The organism is Mesorhizobium sp. M0060 (assembly GCF_040323155.1).
Classification (GTDB): Bacteria; Pseudomonadota; Alphaproteobacteria; order Rhizobiales; family Rhizobiaceae; genus Mesorhizobium.
In genome coordinates this window covers 1-19780 of record NZ_JAMYUP010000020.1, presented here as the reverse complement: position 1 = coordinate 19780, position 19780 = coordinate 1, and the positions used below count along the sequence as shown (strand labels likewise).

Here is a 19780-nt window from a genome sequence, read left to right as displayed (position 1 = left end):
CTCAGTTCCGGAAACGGCGCGGTTTCGGGTATACTCCGGCGACCGGCAAATCCGACAACAAGGATCAGCCACGCCCTACGAATGGCATGTTGGTAGCCATCACGGTCATGGTCAGGATGTTTGCCGACAATGGCAATGAGGCCATGTGCAACACGGCGGCGACAACATTGGCTACATCCATCACAGGTTCAGGGATGAGGCGACCGTCTGCCTGTCGCGCGCCAGTTGTCATTCTGGATGTCATCTCGCTTGCGGCATTGCCGATGTCGATTTGGCCACAAGCGATGTTATGAGGGCGCCCGTCGAGGGCGCATGCTTTGGTAAGGCCGGTGATCGCGTGCTTGGTGGCTGAATAAGGTGCCGACATAGGCCGCGGCGTATGAGCCGAGATGGAGCCATTGTTGATGATCCGCCCGCCCTTGGGAGATTGTTGTTTCATGACTCGGAAAGCCTGGCGAGCACACAGGAACGGCCCCGTGAGGTTGGTGTTGACGATTGCTGTCCAGGCCTCCAGCGGAAGTTGGTCGATGTCGACAGCAGGAGCCGAGATTCCGGCATTGTTGAAGACGACGTCGACGCGACCGAACCGCTGGACAGCGTGGTCGAACAAAGCTTCCACCGCCGCAGCGTCCGTCACGTCGGCCGGGTGCGACAGTGCCCTCTCCCCGGTTGCGCCGGCCGCAGCAATTGTCTCGGCCAGCCGGTCGGCGCGACGCGCGGTGACGATGACATTGTACCCGGCTTCGAGAAAGGCGATCGCGGTCGCCCGGCCGATACCGGATGATGCCCCGGTGATCAACGCCACTCTTCCCTCATTCATGTTGGGTCTTTCCTGCTGATTGTTCGTCATGTTTTTTGTGCCTCTGTGCAGATAATCTCTTCCGGCAGCGCCAGTTGCGCCAGCCGTTCAGGCTCGGAAGCCCGCAAATCTTCGCGCGCCCTCAAGCAGGCGCGAGCTGCGTATTGGATCGGGGATATGAGCGCCGGTGCGCCGTTCAGCTCAAGCAATGCCAGGGATTGACGGGACAATTGATCGATTTGTGGATTGGCCTGATCCAGCCAACAACAGCTTGGACCCTGCCTGTCTCATCGGACCGTCGATCCATCAGCCACAGGGTTTTATCCCAACCCTGAAACGGCGCTGATGTATCTTGATATCACTCCTCGGTCTTGGGTGATGGCGATTGCGCTTCCAGAATGCTCTCGACCTTGCGAACAAGGTCCGCAAGCCGAGGTCCAACTTCATTCATCAGGAAGCCAGGATCGAGATAGTCGGCAATTCCACCGCAGTTGAAAGCGACGACGTTGCCAGTATCGCGCATTCGCAGAGGCACGGCGACCGCTCGAATATGCGACAGCCACATCCTGTCGGCGATGCAAAATCCCTTCTCGCGAAACAAGGCAACGTTGTCGTCGATCTGTCTGCGAAAACTATCCAGGTCGGGAATCTTGGACTTCAGCAAGTCCAACACCTCCTGCCGTTCGGCATCATCGAGGCCGGCCAGATAGGCATGGCCCATCGCAGTGCGCTCGATCGGAACACGCGAGCCAACTTCAAACTTCAATGAGAACTGGTCCTCCACGCTCTCCCTCGCGGTGTAGAGCATCTTGTCTTCGTAGCGACGCGCAATGCACACCGGAACATGCGAAAATCCCGCAAGCTCTTTCATGAGTGGACGTGCAACGTGGCTTACCAGGTCGTTGGCCATGTAAAGGTAACCCAACGCAAGACAGGCGTCGCCCAGCCGATATTTGCCGACCTCGGGCAAATATTCGACGTAGTTCAGATTTCCCAAGGTGTAGCAAAGCCGCGAAACCGTGGCGTTCGAAAGACCTGAAAGTCGAGCCAGATCTGTTGTACCCAGCACCTCCCCGTTACCCAGGAAGCGAAGCAGCGCGAGTCCTCTCGAAAGCGCCGTCACAAACTGCCTATCGCCCGAATCTTCTTCGAAATCGGCTATCGGCAATGTCTGCGCTCTTTTTCTCATTCGGGTCCTCTTAGATCGCGCCAGGGATTGGAGGCCACCTTTCGGTGATAACCAGCCTCCATTCTCTCATAGCCTTCCAACGTTGCGAAGCAAGCTGGCCACGATGGATCATAAAGTCGGCGCCAGGACATCGGCCCTGCTCCTCTGATTGCTCTTATACGCTGCCAGCGTACCGCCCCGTATGATCTTGCCAGGAAGGGGATGCCCGACGAGCTGTTCGACGCGAAGTGACACCTCGCGGAGTCGGTCCAGATCGATGCCCGTCGAGATACCCATCTCCTCACACACATAGACCAGGTCTTCCGTGCAAATATTGCCGGCGGCGCCCTTGTGGCCGGCGAAGGGGCAGCCACCCAACCCGCCGACGGAGGAATCGAATTCCGCCACGCCAAGTTCCATCGCCGCCACCGCATTCGCCATCGCAGCGCCGCGCGTGTCGTGCAAGTGAAGCTTGATGGCGATATGCGGCCAGCGCTCCCGCACCGCCGAGATCGTCCGCTTGACCTGCAGCGGATTGGCCCAGCCCATCGTGTCGGCCAGCGTCACATGCTTCAGCTTGGTACCATTGTCATCGAGGATTCGGCTCGCCCGGTCGATAAGGCCGATCACCTTCTCCAGCGGCACGTAGCCCTCGAAGTTGCAGCCGAAGGCGGCCATAACGGCGATCATCGTCGCGTCAATGCCTGCCTCCCGGAACAATTCGATCCATTGCGGAAATTCCTCGAAGGTCTGGTCGATGCTGCGGTTGGTATTGCGCTTGACGAAGGTCTCGCTGGCGGTGATGGAGATCTGGCCGTAAACATCCGCCCGCCCCGTGGCCAGCGCATCCTTGAGCCCGCGCGGATTGAGCAGGACCACACGATAGGCAACATCCAGGCGCCGGCCCAGCTTTTCCAACACTTTGTCGGTGTTCGCCATCTGCGGAACCGCTTTCGGATTGACGAAGGATCCGACCTCGATGTCATGAAACCCGCAAGCCAGAAGATCGTCGATCATCGTCACCCTTTCGTCGACCGAAAGGATTTTCGGTTCGATCTGCAGGCCGTCCCGCGGGCCGACTTCGACGATGTTCACTGATTTCGGCAGGTCATACATGATGTCCTCATCATTCTTTGCGGCCCGGTCGGCGGACGGCGGTCACCGCAGGGCTATCAGCGTCGATAGCGACGCTGCATCCAGAAATTGGTAATGGCGGTCAGGATCAGCGTCGTCGCCATCAGGACGAAAGCGACGGCCGCGCCGAACGGCCAGTTGTTGAGCTGGAACTGCTCGTAAACCAAGGGCGCCATCATCATGAACTTCGGCCCACCCAGCAACACCGGCGTCGCATAGGCGTTCACGGCCAGGATGAAGGTGAGGATCGTGCCGGCAAGGATGCCGGGAAGCGCCATCGGCCAAAGCACCCGCCGAAACATGATCCAAGGGCCGGCGCCGAGGCTCAGGGCAGCCTCTTCCAACGAGTGGTCGATCCCTTCGATCACGCTTTGCAGGGTCAGGACCATGACCGGCAGGTTGATGGCGACGAGGCCGATGATAACTGCGGTCTCGGTATACATCATCTCGATCGGCTGGGTGATGATGCCAAATGACATCAGTCCGGTGTTGATCATGCCCTTGCTGCCAAAAAGCGTCATCCAGCCAGCCGCCCTGACTGCATTGTTGACGAACATCGGCAGTACGATCAGCATGATCATAAGGTTCTTGAAGCGCGACCGGGTGCGCGCCAGCACATAGGCGAGTGGGAAGCCGAGAACCAGACAGGCGACCGTACAGATGAACGCGACCCGCACGGTGGTGTAGAGAACGGTCCGATAGTACGGGTCGACGAAGAATTTGACGTAGTTCTCGGCGGTGACCGCGTCGATCATCAGACCGCGCGCCGAGTACTGGTTTAGGCTGTAGCGAAACAGGATGAGGATCGGGATCAGAAGCCCGAGCGCGACGATGGCCGTCGCCGGCCCCATAAGGGCGCTCGCGGACAGGCGCGTGACATTGCGCCCTTCGTCCGTCCCACTTGCCGTGATCGTCGTCGCTACGGCCATGCCGTTTCCCCTGTTCCTGTCTGGCCGGAGCCCCTCCCGTCGGATGGAAGGGAGGGGCCGGTTCGGATCAGCCCTTGAAGCTCTTGTTCCACCAGTCACGCAGGGCGATGTCGTTCTCGCTCAGATAGGCGTAGTCGAGATCGACGAGTGCTGCGAGTTGCTCCTTCGAAAAGCCCATGCGCTCGTTGAGTTCAGGGGCAATTTCGGCGTTGGTCACAGTCGGTGGATAGCCCAGCTTGGTGGCAAAGCCCTCCTGCGCCGGCTTTTCGAGCATTGCGTCGAGGAAGGCATAGGCACCGTCCGCGTTGGGCGCGTTTTTCGGCACTGACCAGCCCAGGACAAACTTGAGAGCACCCTCGCTCGGCACCGCCCCGGCCACATTGATCCCGGCATCCTTCCACTGCACGGCGCGCGCTTTCCACATGATGCCAAGCGAGCACTCCTCGGTCTTCAGCCCCTGCGCAAAGGCCTCGTTGGTCGGGTAGATGCGCACACCCGCCTTGCGCAATTCGAGCAGCAGTGCCTTGCCTGGTTCGACGTCATGCACCGTGCCCCCCATCGCCAGCGATGCCGCCGTCATCACATACTGGTACTGGATGTCGATGAGACCGAGCTTGTCGCCGTGCTTGGGATCGAGGATCTCCTTGTAGCTCTTCGGCGCCTCGATAAGTTTCGGGTTGTAAAGACCGACAGCGGCCGTATAGCCGGAACCGACACCATAGGGATATTTCATCGACGGCAGAAGATTTGCCGCGTTCTTCAGGCGGCTGTAGTCGATCTCTGCGAGGACACCGGCCTGGCCCATCTGGAACCAGGCAAGCGCCGACAGGCCCTGCACGTCGGTGGTGCCACGCGGCAGCCGGGCTTCGGCGATCATCTTGTTGCGGCGGTCGAGGTCGTTTGCCACGGCGTCGACCACATCCCATCCCGCGGGCTTGAGAACCCCGTCCACGATGAACTGGTCGACGAGATGCTGGTAGTCGCCCCCCGAGGTCCCCACCACAATCCGGCCCTTGGAATCGGCCCGTGCCGCGAAAGGCAGGCCGGCGGCGATGCCCGCGGCGGCCACTCCCTGCAAGACCTGGCGACGGGACGGGTTAAAGCTCAAAAATGTCTTCTCCACTGTTCCACTCCGTTTGTTTATTGGTTGCTTCAATAATCCAAGGTGTTGAGCGGGGCCGCCCGCGACGCCTCTAGTCATCGCCTGCCGTGAAGACGTTGGCAGAGGCCGCCGGCCAGCTGACGAAGACCTCGTCGCCGATCTGCGGGAGATTGTTTTCCGCACGATTGGGAATCTGGACGATCACCCGCTCCTCTGACGCGAGGCGAACATGAACGTCGAGGAGGCCGCCCAGGTAGGAGACGAACTCCGTCGTCCCGGGCAGGCAGTTTTCCGCATTGACAGGTGCATTCGGCGCAACGGTGATGCGCTCCGGCCGCAGGGCGATCACAGCCAGGCCGGTGACACCCGAGGCCCCGTTGGCGCAACGGATCTCGAGACCGCCGGACGTCCGGAACCGCCCCGGCGCCTCGATCATCCCCTCCAGAAAAGTGCTGCGACCGACGAAGCCGGCAACGAAGCGATCGGCGGGCCGCTCGTAAAGATCGCGCTGGGTGCCGACCTGGCGCACCCGTCCTTCGCTCATCACTACAAGGCGATCCGCCATCGTCAGCGCCTCTTCCTGATCGTGCGTGACCATGACGGTGGTGATGCCCAGGGCACGCTGCAGTTCGCGGATCTCGACCCGCACCTCGTGACGCAGCTTCGCGTCAAGATTAGAAAGCGGCTCGTCGAGGAGGAGGACGTCGGGCCGAAACACGAGGGCCCGGGCCAACGCCACCCGCTGTTGCTGCCCGCCTGAGAGTTGGCGCGGCAGCCGCTCGCCGAAGCCGGCAAGGCGCACCAGCCGCAGCGCCTCTTCGACTCTGGGCGCGATCTCGGCCGGGCTCACCTTGCGCATCTCAAGCCCGAAGGCGACATTCTGGGCGACCGTCAGATGCGGGAACAACGCGTAGCTCTGGAACACCAATCCGGTATCGCGCTTCCACGGCGGCAGCCCGGTAATGTCGCGCCCACCGAGACGGATTGCCCCCGAGGTCGGCTCGACGAAGCCGGCGATCATCCGCAGCGTCGTCGTCTTGCCGCAGCCGGAAGGCCCGAGGAGAGCCACGAACTCGCCCTCGGCAACCGAAAGGGTGATGTCGCGGGCCGCGTGGAACTCGCCATAGCGTTTGGAAAGGCCGTTCAAGTCGAGCTGTGCCATCGTTAACCTCAAACTACCCGGCTGATCTTGACGAAGCGGTCGGTGATCAGCATTGCAACGCCGACCAGAAGGATCTGCAGCACCGAGACCGCGGCGATCGTGGGGTCGATCTTCCATTCAAGGTACTGCAGGATCGTGATCGGCAAGGTCGTGCTACCAGGCCCGACCAGAAACAGGCTCATTTCGAGGTTGCTGAACGATGCAACGAAGCCGAACATGGCCGAGGCTACGATGCCCGGCAGCATCGAGGGCAAGGTCACGCGGCGGAACGTCGTCCAGCGATTGGCCCCGAGATTCTGCGCCGCTTCCTCCAACCGGAGGTCGAAATTGGCAAGCGTCGCAACGATCAGGCGCACCACCCATGGGATCACCAAAAGCGTGTGACCGGCGACAAGGCCCGTCAGCGACCCGAGGACCGGCATGTTGCCGTTGGTTTTGATCTCGATCTCGACTTCGAAAACATAGAAGGCCGTACCGAGCACGACGCCAGGGACCATCAGCGGAAACAGCAGCAGGCTGTTGAGGAACTCACGCCCGAAGAAGCGAAAGCGCGAGATGCACAAGGCTGCCGGTATGCCCACCACCATTCCGATCGCCGTGGCAACGACGCCGACCTGCAAACTGAACCAGAAGCCGTCTAGGAACTGCTGGTTGTTGGCAATCTCGGCATACCAGCGCAGTGAATATCCGTCTGGCGGGAAGGAGGGGATTTCCTGGCGGTAAAAAGAGAACCACGTCACGAAGATAAGCGGCGTCAGGATAAAGAGCAGGCATAGACCCGCAGCTGCCTTCAGCAGCCAGCGCCCCAGCTTTCGCCGGTCGAAAGCTCGGACCTGTGTCGATCCCAAGTCTCTTGCGGCCCCGTTCAGCCCTTGGCCCTTGTCAGTTGCGCTGGCGGCAGAGAGTCCGCTCATGGCAAGATTCTCGCACGATCGAACCCGTTGTCGCGAAATTGACCACACATCATCGCAACAAACGCTAGCCTCGAAGGCTCCCGACAAGATCTGGAAACGCCGAAAATCATAGTGTTGTGTTCTTCCTCCTGCCCGGCACCCCAATCGGGCCGACCGGCTTCCAAAAGTCCCCTGTCGAGCTGCCGGGATTCTCCTCATAACGCTCAACGGAAATAATTTCCGCATATTTTGAATTAAAGCACAAGCCCCTTTGCGCAAATAAATGGCAGCACCTGGAAGGACGTGCGCCAAGCCTATTGTGCTTCTCAAAAAAATATGCAGAAATAATTTCCGCAAAACGTGAACCGCCGACCGGAACGTTGCAAGACGCGCCCATTGGACGCCTGAGGTCAGACGGATGGCCGGCTTCTAACGTCCTTGGTGGAGGACCCAGTTCTAGTCGGATATTTTTGATGACCCAAGCCCGCAATCCTTGGCAACATCGGGCTGGCCGATTTTTGGGCGGACGCTTGAGTGTGGAATATTAGAGGAAACGAAAGGGCAGCGAGTGATGTCTTCGGAGTATGACTATTCGAGATATGTTGGGCTAACAGCGCCTCCGACAACGGCCGCGCTCCCCCTCGAACAGGACACGCTGCGCCGGTTCGTCCAGGCGATCATGGACGACGACCCGATATATTACAACGAAGAGGCGGCAAGGGCCTCGAAATACGGCGAAATTGTCGCTCCGCCGTTCTATCCGCTGCATGCATTTCGTCGGGCTTCGGGAACGCCGGATCCATTGGAAGTGATCATTGAGCGCCCTGACGCCGATGGCGCGGGTGACGGTGCTGACGCCTACTATGGCCTGGAACATATCAAGGTGCCGTTCAACCGCATCCTGAACGGCGGCATCGAGGTTGAAACGTATCGCTGCTTACGGAAGGGAGAAAAGGCTGTGGCCACCCCGCGCTACTCCAGCGTGACACCCAAGAAAGGAGCGAGCGGAGATTTTCTGCTCGTCACGATCGAAACACGATTCACAACAGAGGCAGGCGAATTGCTGATGATCAGCAGGCATACAATGGTGTGGCGGTAATGGGCGGCTCTCTCTATTTCGACGACGTCGAGGTCGATCAGACCTTGCTGCGGGTCAAGAAGGGGCCGATGACCACGACGCACATCATGCGCTGGTCTTCCGCAATCGAGAACTGGCATCGCATCCACTACGACCAGCGATTTGCCATCGACCACGACAAGCTGCCCGACGTGCTCGTGAACGGTTCGTGGAAGCAGCACATTCTGGCGCAGGTGATGAAGGATGGTCTTGGGCCAAATGGATGGCTGTGGAAGATAAAGTTCCGCTACGACAAGATGAATGTCGCGGGCGACACGATCTACGCAGAAGCCAAGATTGCCGAAAAGCAGGTTCTTGGCGGGCTGGGTTTTGTGACGTGCCGGCTCTTCCTGACGGATCAGAACGATACCGTGAACACAAACGGGTGGGCTATCGGCGTATTACCCCTGCGCGGCGGCCGTGAGGTCCCCTACCCCTTCGTTGTCGATCCCGCCTACGCCGATCTCAATCTCCCGAACTATCGATGAGGGCGCAACGATGGGCCTGACACTACCGGATGTGCTGCACCACAATGTTCGTCATTTCGCGCAGAAATGTGCGGTTACGATGGACGATCATGAACTGAGTTTCCTGGCTCTCGCACGCCTGGTCGCCGAAGCGCGGAATTGTCTCGGTCCGCATGTCTCGGCTGGAGATCGGGTTGCGATATGGATGCCGAATTCCTTCGCCTGGATCGCCAGTTTCCTTGCAGTCCAGGAGTTGAACGCAATCGCCGTACCCATTAGCACGCGGCTTACCGCGGCCGAAGTTAGTGGGCTGCTTGACGATAGTGGCGCCAAGGTGATTGCCGTTGTTCCCAAATACCGTGGACGCAACTATCTCGAGGAAGCCGCATCCATCGACGCGCAGCTTGCATCGGTGATTGTCGAAGGCCCCGGCGATGGTTTGGCGGGAGATTGGAAGGCGCGTCTCCGATACCAGATTGCGAACGAAAATTCCTCGGAACTGCCCGATGGCGTCTTCAGCATCCTCTACACATCAGGGACGACTTCGAAACCCAAGGGTGTGATGATCACAGCCGAGAGCTATCTGCGAACAGCGCAGTATGCTGCATTCTGTCAGCGCCTGACACCGTCCAGTCATTTCATCAGCCCTGCCCCCTTCTTCCATTGCAGCGGCAGCATGCATGCGATCACCACGTGTCTGATTGCAGGGTGCACCCTGCACTCGATGTCAAGCTGGGACCCCGAACGCCTGCTCGATCTGGCCGAGCGGCACCGGGCCGACGTGTCCCACGGCGTTTTCTTCCGCGATGTGCTCGCCCTTGGCGTCGAGAAGGTCCGCACCAAACTCGCAACGGTCAAGGTGGGCTATGATCACGCCGGAGCCCAGATGCGACAGCTTCATGATGAGATCGGAATCTCTGGAATCTCCAACCTGTACGGCATGACCGAAACGTCGGGGATGTTCACTATGTGGTTCCCGGACGATCCGCTGATCAAGCGAATGTCCGCGAATGGCCGACCGCAGCCAGGCAACGAGATTCGGATCGTCGACGCCGAAAGCGGCGTGCCGCTGGCCAACGACTGCTTGGGAGAACTTCAGCTCCGCGGACCAACCATCACACCAGGCTACTTCGCCCAGCCCGAGGCCAACCGTCAGGCATTCACGCAGGACGGATGGTTCCGCACCGGCGACCTCGGCTCCATCTCACCGGACGGTGAATTGCGCTACGTGGCGCGCCTGAAGGAAATCATTCGCGTCGGCGGCGAGAACTTTGCGCCCGCCGAAGTGGAGGATGTGCTGCGCGGCGAGTCCGGCCAGAAAAATCTCTGCGTGCTCGGCTTGCCCGACGAGAGATTGCAGGAGATTCCGGTTGCAGTCGTCGTGGCCAACGGCCCGGTGGTCTGGGACGAGGTACTGGCCGGTATGCGCAGGCGCCTGGCCAAGTTCAAAATCCCGCAGCAGATCTTTGTCATCGATGAGCTGCCGACGACACCGGCCGGCAAGATCCAGCGCAACGTGCTGGCAAGCCGGATTGCTGAAGGCAAGCTGACCCGGGTCGCGTGACAGGCGCGTGGAACCACGTGTTCCTCAACCGCACAGGTGAAGAAATACGTTCACATCGCATTCGCAGCCTGACGCGCTTTGTCGTGTCCGGTAGCCGCATACTGAAGGGATTATTCGCATGAAACTGGTGTATTTCGATGACTTCAGGTTGGGTATCCTGAAGGATGGGGCTGTCTTTGATATTTCCTCCATTGCCGACGAAATGCCGAAGACAGCGCCTCAAGACTTGATGGCGGGCCTGATTGCCCGGTTCGACCATTTTCGCGCGCGACTAGAAGGCGCGACAACGAACGGCGGCGGCATCCCCGTCGGAAGCGTGCGGCTGCGGCCGCCACTGCCGCGACCTGCCAATATCGTATGCATGGCGCTCAACTATTTCGACGGCAAGATCGGGCCAGAGCGCGCGCCGATCGACTCGTTCACGAAAGCCGCCGGGTCCATCATCGGTCCAGACGACACGATGATCCTGCCCGACTATCCTGCCATCGCCTTCGAAGGCGAGGCGGAAATGGCCGTCGTCATCGGCAAGCGCGCCACAAACGTTAGCGAGGCGGACGCGATGGACCACGTGTTCGGCTACATGAATTTCATTGATGGCTCGGCGCGCGGCGCCTCCTCGCTGTTCCAGGTCAAGGCGCGCGAAACCTTTGCCCCGATCGGTCCCTATCTGGTGACGGCGGATGAAGTGCGCGATCCGTACGATCTGCGAGTTCGGCTATGGATCAACGGAGCCCTGAAGCAGGATTTCAACACCGGCGCCATGGCTCATCGGATTGCGCGCTGCATTGCCTGGGTCAGTTCGGTGCATACGTTGGAACCGGGCGACGTCCTGGCAACCGGAACAAGCCACGACGGATTGTCGAGCTTCCAGGATGGCGATCTCGTGGAATTGGAAACTGAAGGGCTCGGCAAACTGCGCGTTCGGGTCCGTGACGACCTTAAGCGGACCTGGGAGCGGGACAGCTGGCTGGAGCGTCGGGCAAAAGGAATTCCGGAAAATGCGAACCGCCAGCTATCCGGAAAACACGCGCCGGAACGCAATCCACAGACCTGACGACCCGCTCGCAATTGCAAGGATCGCAGCTCGGATTTCGGATTGCGTTTGAACGTTTCGCTGTTCCGATCACCAAGCGCTGCCGCAGTGCGATCATCGAATTTGGCGACACCAAGGAAGCAGATGAACAGCCATGGTCTACGAATACAAAGACGTCTTGCTGCTGATCGATGGAAACTGGATTCCTGCGACGGATGGCAAAACGATCCCTGTCGTTGATCCTGCCACGGAAGAGGAAATCGGGACTGTCGCTTGGGCCGAGCAGCCAGACCTGGATGCAGCCCTGAAAGCTGCCGGCAAGGGGTTCGATGTCTGGCGCCAAATATCTGCGTTCGACCGTTCCAAGATCATGCGCAGGGCGGCTGACTTGCTCCGGGAACGGGTCCCTTACATTGCGTGGCTGATGACGCGCGAACAGGGCAAGCCCCTGGCCCAGTCGACAATCGAGGTGTCTGCTGCTGCCGACATCATCGACTGGTTCGCCGAGGAGGGAAAGCGAACATACGGCCAGGTGATTCCTGCCCGATCGCCAAATGTCATCCAGATGACTGTGAAGCTTCCGGCTGGGCCTGTCGCAGCCTTCACGCCGTGGAACTTCCCGATCAATCAACTCGTCCGCAAGCTCTCGGCTGCGCTGGCCGCCGGATGCTCCATTGTTGCCAAGGCGCCTGAGGAAACGCCAGCCTCGCCCGCGGAGCTTTTCTGCTGCTTCCTTGACGCGGGTGTTCCTGCTGGCGTCGTCAATCTCGTATATGGCGTGCCCAGCGTGGTCTCCGAATATCTGATCGCCAGCCCCGTGATACGCAAAGTCACCTTCACTGGTTCAACGGCAGTCGGAAAACGTCTCGCCTCTCTGGCCGGACAGCATATGAAGCGGGCAACGATGGAGCTCGGCGGCCACGCTCCGGTCATCATTGCCGACGATGCGGATCTCGATCGGGCGGTATCGCTGATGTCGGCGCACAAATTTCGCAACGCCGGGCAAGTGTGCATATCGCCAACCCGTTTCCTGGTCCAGGAAGCCGTGGCTAAGCGTTTTCTCGATGGCTTCACCGAGGCAGTCGGGGCAATCAGGGTGGGCAATGGCCTTGATGCCGAGACGGCGATGGGACCGCTCGCCAATGAGCGTCGCATGCTTGCTCTCGAGGCCATGGTTAGCGACGCCGTGGATCATGGCGCAAAATTGATCGCCGGAGGACGGCGGATCGGCAACATCGGTTACTTCTTCCAGCCGACCATTCTGGCCGATGTACCGATTTCGGCAAACATCATGAATGACGAGCCTTTTGGTCCGGTGGCGGTGATCAATCGATTTGCCGATCTGGACGAGGCGATCGCTGAGGCCAATCGCCTGCCCTATGGCCTGGCGGCATATGCTTTCACCGGCTCTGAGAAGAGTGCGACGAGACTAGGCCTGGAGGTCGATTGTGGAATGACGACCATCAATCATCTCGGCTTCGGACTGCCTGAAGTTCCGTTCGGCGGCATCAAGGATTCCGGATACGGGACGGAAGGCGGTTCCGAAGCGATCGAGTCGTATTTGGAAACGCGATTCATCTCCAGGGTCGGCTGATCACGGCTGCATTTAACCACACGCTCTGCCGACGGCACATTCGTGTGGCGCACGGTCGGCGCGATACGCGACGGAGGTAAATTTGACGAATCGTCTTCGATGGCTCGGCCATTCAGGTTGGCAGATTACGACCGGCAAGGGCAAAGTGTTCCTCATCGATCCCTGGCTCACCGGCAATCCGCTTGCGCCCCTTAGGCTGGACGAGTTGCCTGCAGCCGACTTCGCCTTGTTCACCCATGATCATGAAGACCATACCGGCGATGCCGTGGCGGTCAGCGCGCATACTGGCGCGGTTCTGGTCGGGCAGCCGGAAACGACGAGTGCCTTTCAAGAGAGAGGCGCCAAACGGGTATTGGCCATGAATATCGGCGGCTCAGTCGATCTCGATGGCGTTATCGTGACGATGACGGACGCTTGTCACACCAGCGCGACAGGCGTCCCTGCAAGCTACGTCCTGACCCTCGAGGACGGAAAGGTGCTCTACCACGCCGGCGATACCGGCCTGCACGCCAACATGGCAATTTGGGGCGAACTGTTCGACATCGATATCGCGCTGCTGCCGATTGGCGACAGGTTTACCATGGATGCCCGGCAAGCCGCCAAGGCCCTGAAGCTTCTGAGAGCCAAAGCCGTATTGCCAATGCATTACAAGACATTTCCGCTATTGGCACAGGACGCGACGCAGTTCGTTAAATTTGCAGAGCGCGAAGCGCCCAGAACGAAAGTTCATGTGGTCGAACCAGGTGAAGAGCTCACCTTCTAGGCCGCCACGACGGATCATGGAACATTCAATGCGCCGCCGCATCCTTCACGCCCATCAGCGCAGAACTTCTCCAACCGCCAGCGCGGCGTAGCCGGTGCCGGTTACTGCCCTTCAACGGCGGCGTGGACGCCGCGCGGAGGAAAGAGTCCGAAGGAGAAAAACGACATGGCAAACGGCCAGAGTTCTGCAATTCGCGGCCTGGGTTTCGGTTTGCTCTCTTTCGCATTGTTCTCCACCCATGACGCGATCATCAAAGTGCTCGGGAACACCCATTCTGTTTTTCAAATCCTCTTTTTTGCTTTGATGTTCGCGTTTGCGCCGATGACGGTGCTGGTGCTGGCCGACCGCGTCGTCGGCAATTTTCGACCGCGTCATCCATGGTTAGTCCTTTCACATTCCGTACTGTCTTTGATTGTGATGTCGGGCTCGTTCTACGCCTTTGTTAGGTTGCCCCTTGCCGAGGTCTATGCACTACTTTTTATGATACCATTGCTGATCACGGCGCTGTCCGTACCACTGCTCGGTGAAACAGTCAGGACATCGCGCTGGATCGCCATTGCCGTTGGACTGATCGGCGTCATGATTGTTCTGCGGCCAGGCGCAACATCATTGTCTTTGGGGCACCTCACGGCTGTTTTGGGGGCCTTCGCGAGTGCACTGGCAAAGATCATCGTGCGCAAGATCGGGGGTGAGGAGCGTCCGGCAGTGATGGTCCTCTATCCCATGCTGACATCGCTCGTTGTGATGGGTGCAATCCTTCCCGCAGTCTATGTACCCGTGGAACTTCCATCCCTTGGATTGATGGCTGCAGTCGGTCTGATCTCCGTCACCGGCCAATTATGTACCATCGCCGCGTACCGCTTCGCACCCGCGGCGGTTGTCGCGCCAACGCAGTATAGTCAAATCCTTTGGGCGACCGGATTTGGCATCGCGCTTTTCTCCGAACACCCAGACGCATCGGTAGCGATCGGAGCCGGTGTGATTATAGCTTCGGGCATATTTATTGCTTGGCAGGAAAGGCGCAATATGCCGCGCGAGAACACATGAAAGTGCGACATTGGCGGTCATGCAAAACGTTGCCCGCCCACTCGAGCGGGCCGAGTTCGAGACCTGAAAGCGGACATATCATCGGGTCGCATAAGCGCCCGAGGGCGGCCCCTTAGCTGACATCTACGTCAGATATTCTCCGGAGTGACAATTTCAAAAGGTATAGACCGTTGAAGGGTAGCGAGCGGTGCTTGTGGTCCAATGACATCGATCATCGTCTGCACGAGAAGGGCGGAGGTCGCCTCAAGCGGATGACAGAGAGCTGCAGTAATCAGTCCCTCAGACAATCCCTTACGCGTCTCGGGTCCGATGTCACGGCATACCACCTTGATCCCCGATCGCCTCTCGGGAGACACTTCCCTTAGCGCACGAAGCACACCGGTTATTCCGCCGCCGACGATCAGAATGCCGACAAGATCGTCGGTTGACTTTAGAAGCTCGGCCACCATTCGGTAGGCCTCACTCGATTCCTCATGAGTGGGACGGCTTTCCTCTGCCATCAGTCGTGAAGCGTGCTCGCGCAAATAGGAGCGGAAGCTGGCGTCCGCGACATCCTGGCATTGATAGCGATGATTGCCTATGAAAACCGCAATACGACCAGGACCTTGGGTGGTTTGCGTAATCAGGAAGGCCGCAGTGCGCCCCAGCTTCCAGTTGTCGGTGCCCACATAAGCTGCCCTTTCCGGCGCGGACTGATCCGTGATGTAAGAGACAACCGGTTTCCCCATCTCCTTCAATGAACGGATGGCCTGGCCAATGATTGGGTGATCCGCCGCGACCACCGCGACAGCGTCGCAAGAATCGCCGAGCGCGATGAGACGGCTCGAGATAGTCTCCGGCGTCAAAATATCCGCGAAGTCGACGACAGGTTCGATAACCTCGTCCCGACGCTCGCGACAGGCGGCAACGATCTTCTTTCCGAATAGCTGGTAGAGGTCACGAGTCGCCTGCTGGAGCAGGAAACCCAATCGGTAATGCGGCGAAATTTTGCGAGCCCGATCGTCTATCGCTCCGATACCGTAAAAGCCAATTTCTTCAGCAGCGCTTTGGACCCGTTGGACTGTTTTCGGCCGCACGGAAACGGTGCCACCTAAAATTCTATTTACAGTCGCCACTGACACGCCTGCCGCAGTAGCGAGATCGTGAATTGTCGGTCGCTTCATGAACGCCCATTCCTATGTTGTATCATCATGATTGAAATTAAATGATACAAATGCAATTTTGATTTTATTTCTGTCTTCTCCGAATATCAACCCTCCGATATAAATCGCGTCGCTTTAAGGGTTCCCGGGGCATTGTCGGCAAGCGCGACGATCCCCACACGTATTTCGAGGTGAAAACTATGGCGGCGATGCTCTAGTGCCCCTCGATAAGCTGTTTCGGCGCGTGGCACGACGGCAGCAAGGAATCCGACGAGGTCACGAAGACTCGCTTCCGCAAGAGGCGCGAACGGTTGAACACCGAGCAACAGGCGGCCGCGCGATGGACGATCTGGCCTTTGGCACCCGCGACAAGCGCGGCAATTGGCGTCCCAGCGCGCCGCTCCAAGTCGGACCCCTTCTGGATTTTCCCTGGAGCTTCGTGCGCGTGCTGAGATGGCTGCCGGGCTACTTCCTGCCGTGGAACGCTGTGTTCATGGGCGTTGGCGCTTTGTTGTGGTTTTACCTCACGCCTTCACGCGAGACGCTCCAGACCCTCGATTGGGGATGGGTACTATATCTCTATCTCCGCAACGCGGCGCTCATTCTGCTCCTCTACGGTGCTCTGGAAATACGCCTCTACTTGAAACGCGCCCAAGGCAACCGCTTCAAGTTCAACGGCAAGTTCCCCGCGGACCACCCATCGGACGTGTTCTGGTTCAAGAGCCAGAATATCGACAACGCGATCCGCACCTTCGTCAGCGGACTGCCGATCTGGACGGCCTATGAGGTGTTGCTGTTGTGGGCCTGGGCTAACGGCTGGGGGCCGTGGACGAGCTTCAGCGAGCATCCGGTCTGGCTTATCGCCTTCGCTCTCGTAATTCCTCTGATTCATGAGGTGCACTTCTTCTGCATCCATCGGCTGATCCACATTCCCGTGCTCTACCGCTGGGTCCACTCGGTGCACCACAATTCTATCAATCCAAGCCCGTGGTCGTCGCTTTCCATGCACCCGGTAGAGCATCTGCTCTACTGGTCGGACAGCCTGATCCATCTAATCGTGCCTTCGCATCCGTTGCTCCTGCTTTACCACTTGCAGGTGACCGGCACTGGCGCAGTCATCGGCCATATCGGCTTCGACAAAGTCGAAGCCGGCGACGGAGGCGTCGATACCCACGCCTACGCCCACTACCTGCACCACAAGTATTTCGAAGTGAATTACGCCGACGGCACGCTGCCGATCGATAAATGGCTCGGCACCTGGCACGACGGCACGAAGCAGGGCGACGAATTGATGAAGGTCCGCTTCGAGAAGAAGCGAGCGCGCATCACGGCAAAACAACAGCAGAATTCATGATGTCATGGATCCGTCAATGTGACGGCAGGAGAGGGAGGAAGTGAAATGTGGAAGCTCTTGAAGATTGCGTGCGCGGGCGCGGCCCTGGCGATCATTGCCCAGGCCGCGATGGCGGCGAACATCGCTATCATCGGCGGAAAGGCCGATGATCCGTTTTTCGCCAAGATTAAGAAGGGCATCGATGATGCGACCGTGGTTGTCCAGGCGCATGGCGGAACGGTGAATTATCTGCAGCTTCAGATCTATGACAACATTGGCGGCGACGCCGCCAATCTTGTGCGCACCGCGATCAGCCAACAGGCATCTATCATCGCCGTGCCAAACTGGGTTCCTGCCGCCGAAGATGAGGCCATCAAGGCTGCCTTAGCGGCAGGTATCCCCGTCATGCTCTACAATTCTGGCGGCGGAGATAAAGCCAAGGAACTTGGCGCCATCAACTACATCGGCAATGAAGAATATCCCGCGGGCCTCGCCGGCGGCGAATATTTTTCCACGCACGGCGCCAAGCATGTCATTTGCGTAAATACCGTGCCGGGCGCCCAGAATCTCGAGGACCGCTGCAAGGGCATCGCCGACAAGGTGACGAAAGCCGGCGGCAAGTCGGAACAGCTGCCGCTGCCTGCGAGCTCATTCGGAGATCCGACCGCTGTTGCCGAAGCCATCAAGGCCACTCTTCTCAAGGATGACTCCATCGACGGTGTCTTCACAATCTCCGCAGGCGACGCGGATTCCGCTGCTACCGGCATCGACCAGGCTGGCAAGACCGGCAAAGTACAGCTGGGTTCTTTCGACATGAACGTCGCTGGCCTCAACCGCATCAAGGATGGCAAGCAACTTTTCGCTATCGATCAACAGCCTTGGCTGCAGGGCTTCCTGGCCGTTACGATGTCTGACGCCTACGTGAACTATGCGTTGAAGCTCGCATCGGCCCCAATTTTGACAGGCCCTGGAATTGTCGACAAATCAAATGTCGAAATCACTCTCAAGGGCGGCGAGCAAGGCTATCGGCAATCTGTCACGGGATTGCTGCCCCTGGTATGATCGAGAGGCCGAGGACTCCTCGGCCTCACCTACAAATGTTCCAAGAATACGACGTTGCCGGCACTTCTGGGAGGAATAGTGCAATGAACACAAATGCTGCCAAGCCTTTTGAAGCGGGATCGGGTGGGGTCGGATCGGCAGGATCCGCAGTTGGCTCGCTGCTTAGACGGCCAGAAGCTGGTGCATTCCTTGGCCTGCTCGGAGTGTTCGTCTTCTTCACGATCTTTGGCGGCACCAGTTTCCTCATGCCGGCAGGTGTCGCGAGCTGGCTCAATGTCGCCGCCAGTCTCGGTATCGTTGCCCTCCCCATGGGTCTTCTCATGATTGCCGGCGAACTCGACATCTCGATCGGCTCAATGATCCCGGCAGGGTCCATGACGGTCGCCATCATCGCAGGCCATTATGGTCTCTCGATCTGGCTGGGGATTTCTGTCGCGCTTGCCATCGGCATCATTGTAGGTCTGGTCAACGGAATATTGGTGGTGCGAACCGCGGTGCCTTCGCTCATCGTGACACTTGGCACGCTATTCGCTGTAGCGGGCGCAGTGCTTGGTCTGTCCGTTATCATCACCGGCACCACCAGCGTCGCCCTGACCAGCACTGGGCTGGCAAAGACCATCTTCGGCTCGTTCATCGGTGCTCAGTTTCAGGTCATAATCCTGTGGTGGATGGCACTCGCGGTAATCTACATTTTCTTCATCCACTACTCACCATTCGGAAACTGGCTCTTCGCTATGGGCGGTGACAAGGAGAGCGCGCGCAATGCCGGTATTCCAACGCAGCGCCTCACCGTTTTGCTTTTCGTTCTGTCGAGCACCAGTGCCGCCTTTGTCGGCGTGTGTCAGGCGATCCTCTTCAGTTCGGCGCAGGTTTCGGCCGGCATGTCCTTTATCTTTAATGCCATCATCGCAGTCGTCGTGGGCGGAGTGCTGCTCACTGGCGGCTTCGGCTCAGTGATCGGCATCGTCTTTGGGACCCTCACCTTCGCCGTGGTGAATCAGGGCATCTACTTCACGTCGTTCGATCGCAATTGGTCGAGCCTCATTATCGGCGTACTTCTGCTGCTCGCAGTGCTCATGAACAACACCTTTCGCAAGATGGCATTGACATACACGCCGAGGAAAAAGTGAGGCCTTGGAAATGGAAACGCCAATTCTCGAGCTGAAAAGCGTCAACAAATCCTTCGGTCCATTCGATGTCCTGCACGACATTTCGCTGAGGGTGCGCGCCGGCGAAGTGCTTTGCCTTCTCGGCGACAACGGCGCCGGCAAGTCCACCCTCATCAAGACCTTGGCCGGGGTCCACAAACCAACCAGCGGCCACATATTGATGGATGGTCAGCCGGTGACCTTTTCCGGGCCGAGTGAGGCGCAGGGACGGGGCATCGCCACGGTGCATCAGTTCGGCGGCACGTTCCCGCTGATGAGCATCGGGCGGTCCTTCTTCGTCGGCGTCGAGCCGACCAAAGGTT

19 protein-coding genes are annotated in these 19780 nt (G+C 58.9%); 11 read left to right on the top strand and 8 right to left on the bottom strand.

The genetic code is table 11. The features are described 5' to 3' along the window. Positions 1-64: 64 nt before the first annotated feature. From NKJ94_RS19925 to NKJ94_RS19895, 7 genes are all read right to left on the bottom strand, one after another. Positions 65-820, bottom strand: coding sequence for an SDR family oxidoreductase (locus NKJ94_RS19925; protein WP_352527302.1), 756 nt, complete (start codon positions 818-820; stop codon positions 65-67). Positions 821-1157: 337 nt separating this feature from the next. Next, a complete protein-coding gene (locus NKJ94_RS19920) occupies positions 1158-1988 on the bottom strand; it encodes an IclR family transcriptional regulator (RefSeq protein WP_352527228.1) in 831 nt (276 codons plus the stop codon). A 108-nt stretch (positions 1989-2096) separates the two neighbouring features. After that, positions 2097-3083 carry a hydroxymethylglutaryl-CoA lyase gene (locus NKJ94_RS19915; protein ID WP_352527227.1) on the bottom strand — a complete coding sequence of 329 codons (987 nt, stop codon included), beginning with the start codon at positions 3081-3083 and terminating at the stop codon, positions 2097-2099. 56 nt (positions 3084-3139) lie between these two features. After that, a complete protein-coding gene (locus tag NKJ94_RS19910; RefSeq protein ID WP_352527226.1) occupies positions 3140-4030 on the bottom strand; it encodes an ABC transporter permease in 891 nt (296 codons plus the stop codon). A gap of 67 nt (positions 4031-4097) precedes the next feature. Then, the gene (locus tag NKJ94_RS19905; protein ID WP_352527225.1) at positions 4098-5153 is read right to left on the bottom strand and encodes an extracellular solute-binding protein; all 1056 of its coding nucleotides are present in this window, start codon (positions 5151-5153) and stop codon (positions 4098-4100) included. Between the two features lie 70 nt (positions 5154-5223). Then, the gene (locus tag NKJ94_RS19900; RefSeq protein ID WP_352527224.1) at positions 5224-6294 is read right to left on the bottom strand and encodes an ABC transporter ATP-binding protein; all 1071 of its coding nucleotides are present in this window, start codon (positions 6292-6294) and stop codon (positions 5224-5226) included. Between the two features lie 8 nt (positions 6295-6302). Continuing rightward, on the bottom strand, positions 6303-7499 hold the full coding sequence (locus tag NKJ94_RS19895; protein ID WP_352527223.1) for an ABC transporter permease: 1197 nt from the start codon (positions 7497-7499) through the stop codon (positions 6303-6305). 259 nt (positions 7500-7758) lie between these two features. Here NKJ94_RS19895 and NKJ94_RS19890 point away from each other — a divergent pair, with 259 nt between their 5' ends. The 7 genes from NKJ94_RS19890 to NKJ94_RS19860 all read left to right on the top strand — a co-directional run bounded on the left by NKJ94_RS19890 (position 7759) and on the right by NKJ94_RS19860 (position 14772). Beyond that, a complete protein-coding gene (locus NKJ94_RS19890) occupies positions 7759-8286 on the top strand; it encodes an FAS1-like dehydratase domain-containing protein (protein ID WP_352527222.1) in 528 nt (175 codons plus the stop codon). Beyond that, positions 8286-8792 carry a MaoC family dehydratase gene (locus NKJ94_RS19885; protein ID WP_352527221.1) on the top strand — a complete coding sequence of 169 codons (507 nt, stop codon included), beginning with the start codon at positions 8286-8288 and terminating at the stop codon, positions 8790-8792. The genes NKJ94_RS19890 and NKJ94_RS19885 overlap by 1 nt, the downstream gene beginning before the upstream one ends. A gap of 10 nt (positions 8793-8802) precedes the next feature. Then, on the top strand, positions 8803-10335 hold the full coding sequence (locus tag NKJ94_RS19880; protein WP_352527220.1) for a class I adenylate-forming enzyme family protein: 1533 nt from the start codon (positions 8803-8805) through the stop codon (positions 10333-10335). A 118-nt stretch (positions 10336-10453) separates the two neighbouring features. Beyond that, positions 10454-11389, top strand: coding sequence for a fumarylacetoacetate hydrolase family protein (locus NKJ94_RS19875; RefSeq protein WP_352527219.1), 936 nt, complete (start codon positions 10454-10456; stop codon positions 11387-11389). Positions 11390-11522: 133 nt separating this feature from the next. Continuing rightward, entirely contained in the window at positions 11523-12962 is a 1440-nt protein-coding gene (locus NKJ94_RS19870) for an NAD-dependent succinate-semialdehyde dehydrogenase (protein ID WP_352527218.1), read from the top strand. Between the two features lie 82 nt (positions 12963-13044). Further along, positions 13045-13725, top strand: a complete 681-nt coding sequence (locus NKJ94_RS19865; RefSeq protein WP_352527217.1) for a metal-dependent hydrolase — start codon at positions 13045-13047, stop codon at positions 13723-13725. Positions 13726-13890: 165 nt separating this feature from the next. Next, positions 13891-14772: a DMT family transporter gene (locus tag NKJ94_RS19860; RefSeq protein ID WP_352527216.1), complete on the top strand. Its 882-nt coding sequence runs from the start codon at positions 13891-13893 to the stop codon at positions 14770-14772. Positions 14773-14900: 128 nt separating this feature from the next. Here NKJ94_RS19860 and NKJ94_RS19855 read toward each other — a convergent pair whose 3' ends face one another. Continuing rightward, positions 14901-15935: a LacI family DNA-binding transcriptional regulator gene (locus NKJ94_RS19855; protein ID WP_352527215.1), complete on the bottom strand. Its 1035-nt coding sequence runs from the start codon at positions 15933-15935 to the stop codon at positions 14901-14903. 319 nt (positions 15936-16254) lie between these two features. On the opposite strand from NKJ94_RS19855, the gene NKJ94_RS19850 reads away from it, so the two are divergent. From NKJ94_RS19850 to NKJ94_RS19835, 4 genes are all read left to right on the top strand, one after another. Beyond that, positions 16255-17268 (top strand): sterol desaturase family protein, encoded by a 1014-nt coding sequence (locus NKJ94_RS19850; protein ID WP_352527214.1) that lies wholly within the window; start codon positions 16255-16257, stop codon positions 17266-17268. Between the two features lie 45 nt (positions 17269-17313). Continuing rightward, positions 17314-18309 (top strand): sugar ABC transporter substrate-binding protein, encoded by a 996-nt coding sequence (locus NKJ94_RS19845; protein WP_352527213.1) that lies wholly within the window; start codon positions 17314-17316, stop codon positions 18307-18309. 83 nt (positions 18310-18392) lie between these two features. Further along, complete coding sequence (locus NKJ94_RS19840) at positions 18393-19439, top strand: ABC transporter permease (protein ID WP_352527212.1); 1047 nt, start codon at positions 18393-18395, stop codon at positions 19437-19439. Positions 19440-19449: 10 nt separating this feature from the next. Further along, positions 19450-19780, top strand: a 331-nt coding sequence (locus NKJ94_RS19835; RefSeq protein ID WP_352527211.1) for an ATP-binding cassette domain-containing protein, incomplete at its 3' end; no start/stop codon positions are given.

Coding starts and splice junctions, on each gene's coding strand:
- NKJ94_RS19925 (WP_352527302.1), bottom strand. CDS start 820: ATGAATGAGGGAAGAGTGGCGTTGATCACCGGGGCATCATCCGGTATC.
- NKJ94_RS19920 (WP_352527228.1), bottom strand. CDS start 1,988: ATGAGAAAAAGAGCGCAGACATTGCCGATAGCCGATTTCGAAGAAGAT.
- NKJ94_RS19915 (WP_352527227.1), bottom strand. CDS start 3,083: ATGTATGACCTGCCGAAATCAGTGAACATCGTCGAAGTCGGCCCGCGG.
- NKJ94_RS19910 (WP_352527226.1), bottom strand. CDS start 4,030: ATGGCCGTAGCGACGACGATCACGGCAAGTGGGACGGACGAAGGGCGC.
- NKJ94_RS19900 (WP_352527224.1), bottom strand. CDS start 6,294: ATGGCACAGCTCGACTTGAACGGCCTTTCCAAACGCTATGGCGAGTTC.
- NKJ94_RS19890 (WP_352527222.1), top strand. CDS start 7,759: ATGTCTTCGGAGTATGACTATTCGAGATATGTTGGGCTAACAGCGCCT.
- NKJ94_RS19885 (WP_352527221.1), top strand. CDS start 8,286: ATGGGCGGCTCTCTCTATTTCGACGACGTCGAGGTCGATCAGACCTTG.
- NKJ94_RS19880 (WP_352527220.1), top strand. CDS start 8,803: ATGGGCCTGACACTACCGGATGTGCTGCACCACAATGTTCGTCATTTC.
- NKJ94_RS19875 (WP_352527219.1), top strand. CDS start 10,454: ATGAAACTGGTGTATTTCGATGACTTCAGGTTGGGTATCCTGAAGGAT.
- NKJ94_RS19870 (WP_352527218.1), top strand. CDS start 11,523: ATGGTCTACGAATACAAAGACGTCTTGCTGCTGATCGATGGAAACTGG.
- NKJ94_RS19860 (WP_352527216.1), top strand. CDS start 13,891: ATGGCAAACGGCCAGAGTTCTGCAATTCGCGGCCTGGGTTTCGGTTTG.
- NKJ94_RS19855 (WP_352527215.1), bottom strand. CDS start 15,935: ATGAAGCGACCGACAATTCACGATCTCGCTACTGCGGCAGGCGTGTCA.
- NKJ94_RS19850 (WP_352527214.1), top strand. CDS start 16,255: ATGGACGATCTGGCCTTTGGCACCCGCGACAAGCGCGGCAATTGGCGT.
- NKJ94_RS19845 (WP_352527213.1), top strand. CDS start 17,314: ATGTGGAAGCTCTTGAAGATTGCGTGCGCGGGCGCGGCCCTGGCGATC.
- NKJ94_RS19840 (WP_352527212.1), top strand. CDS start 18,393: ATGAACACAAATGCTGCCAAGCCTTTTGAAGCGGGATCGGGTGGGGTC.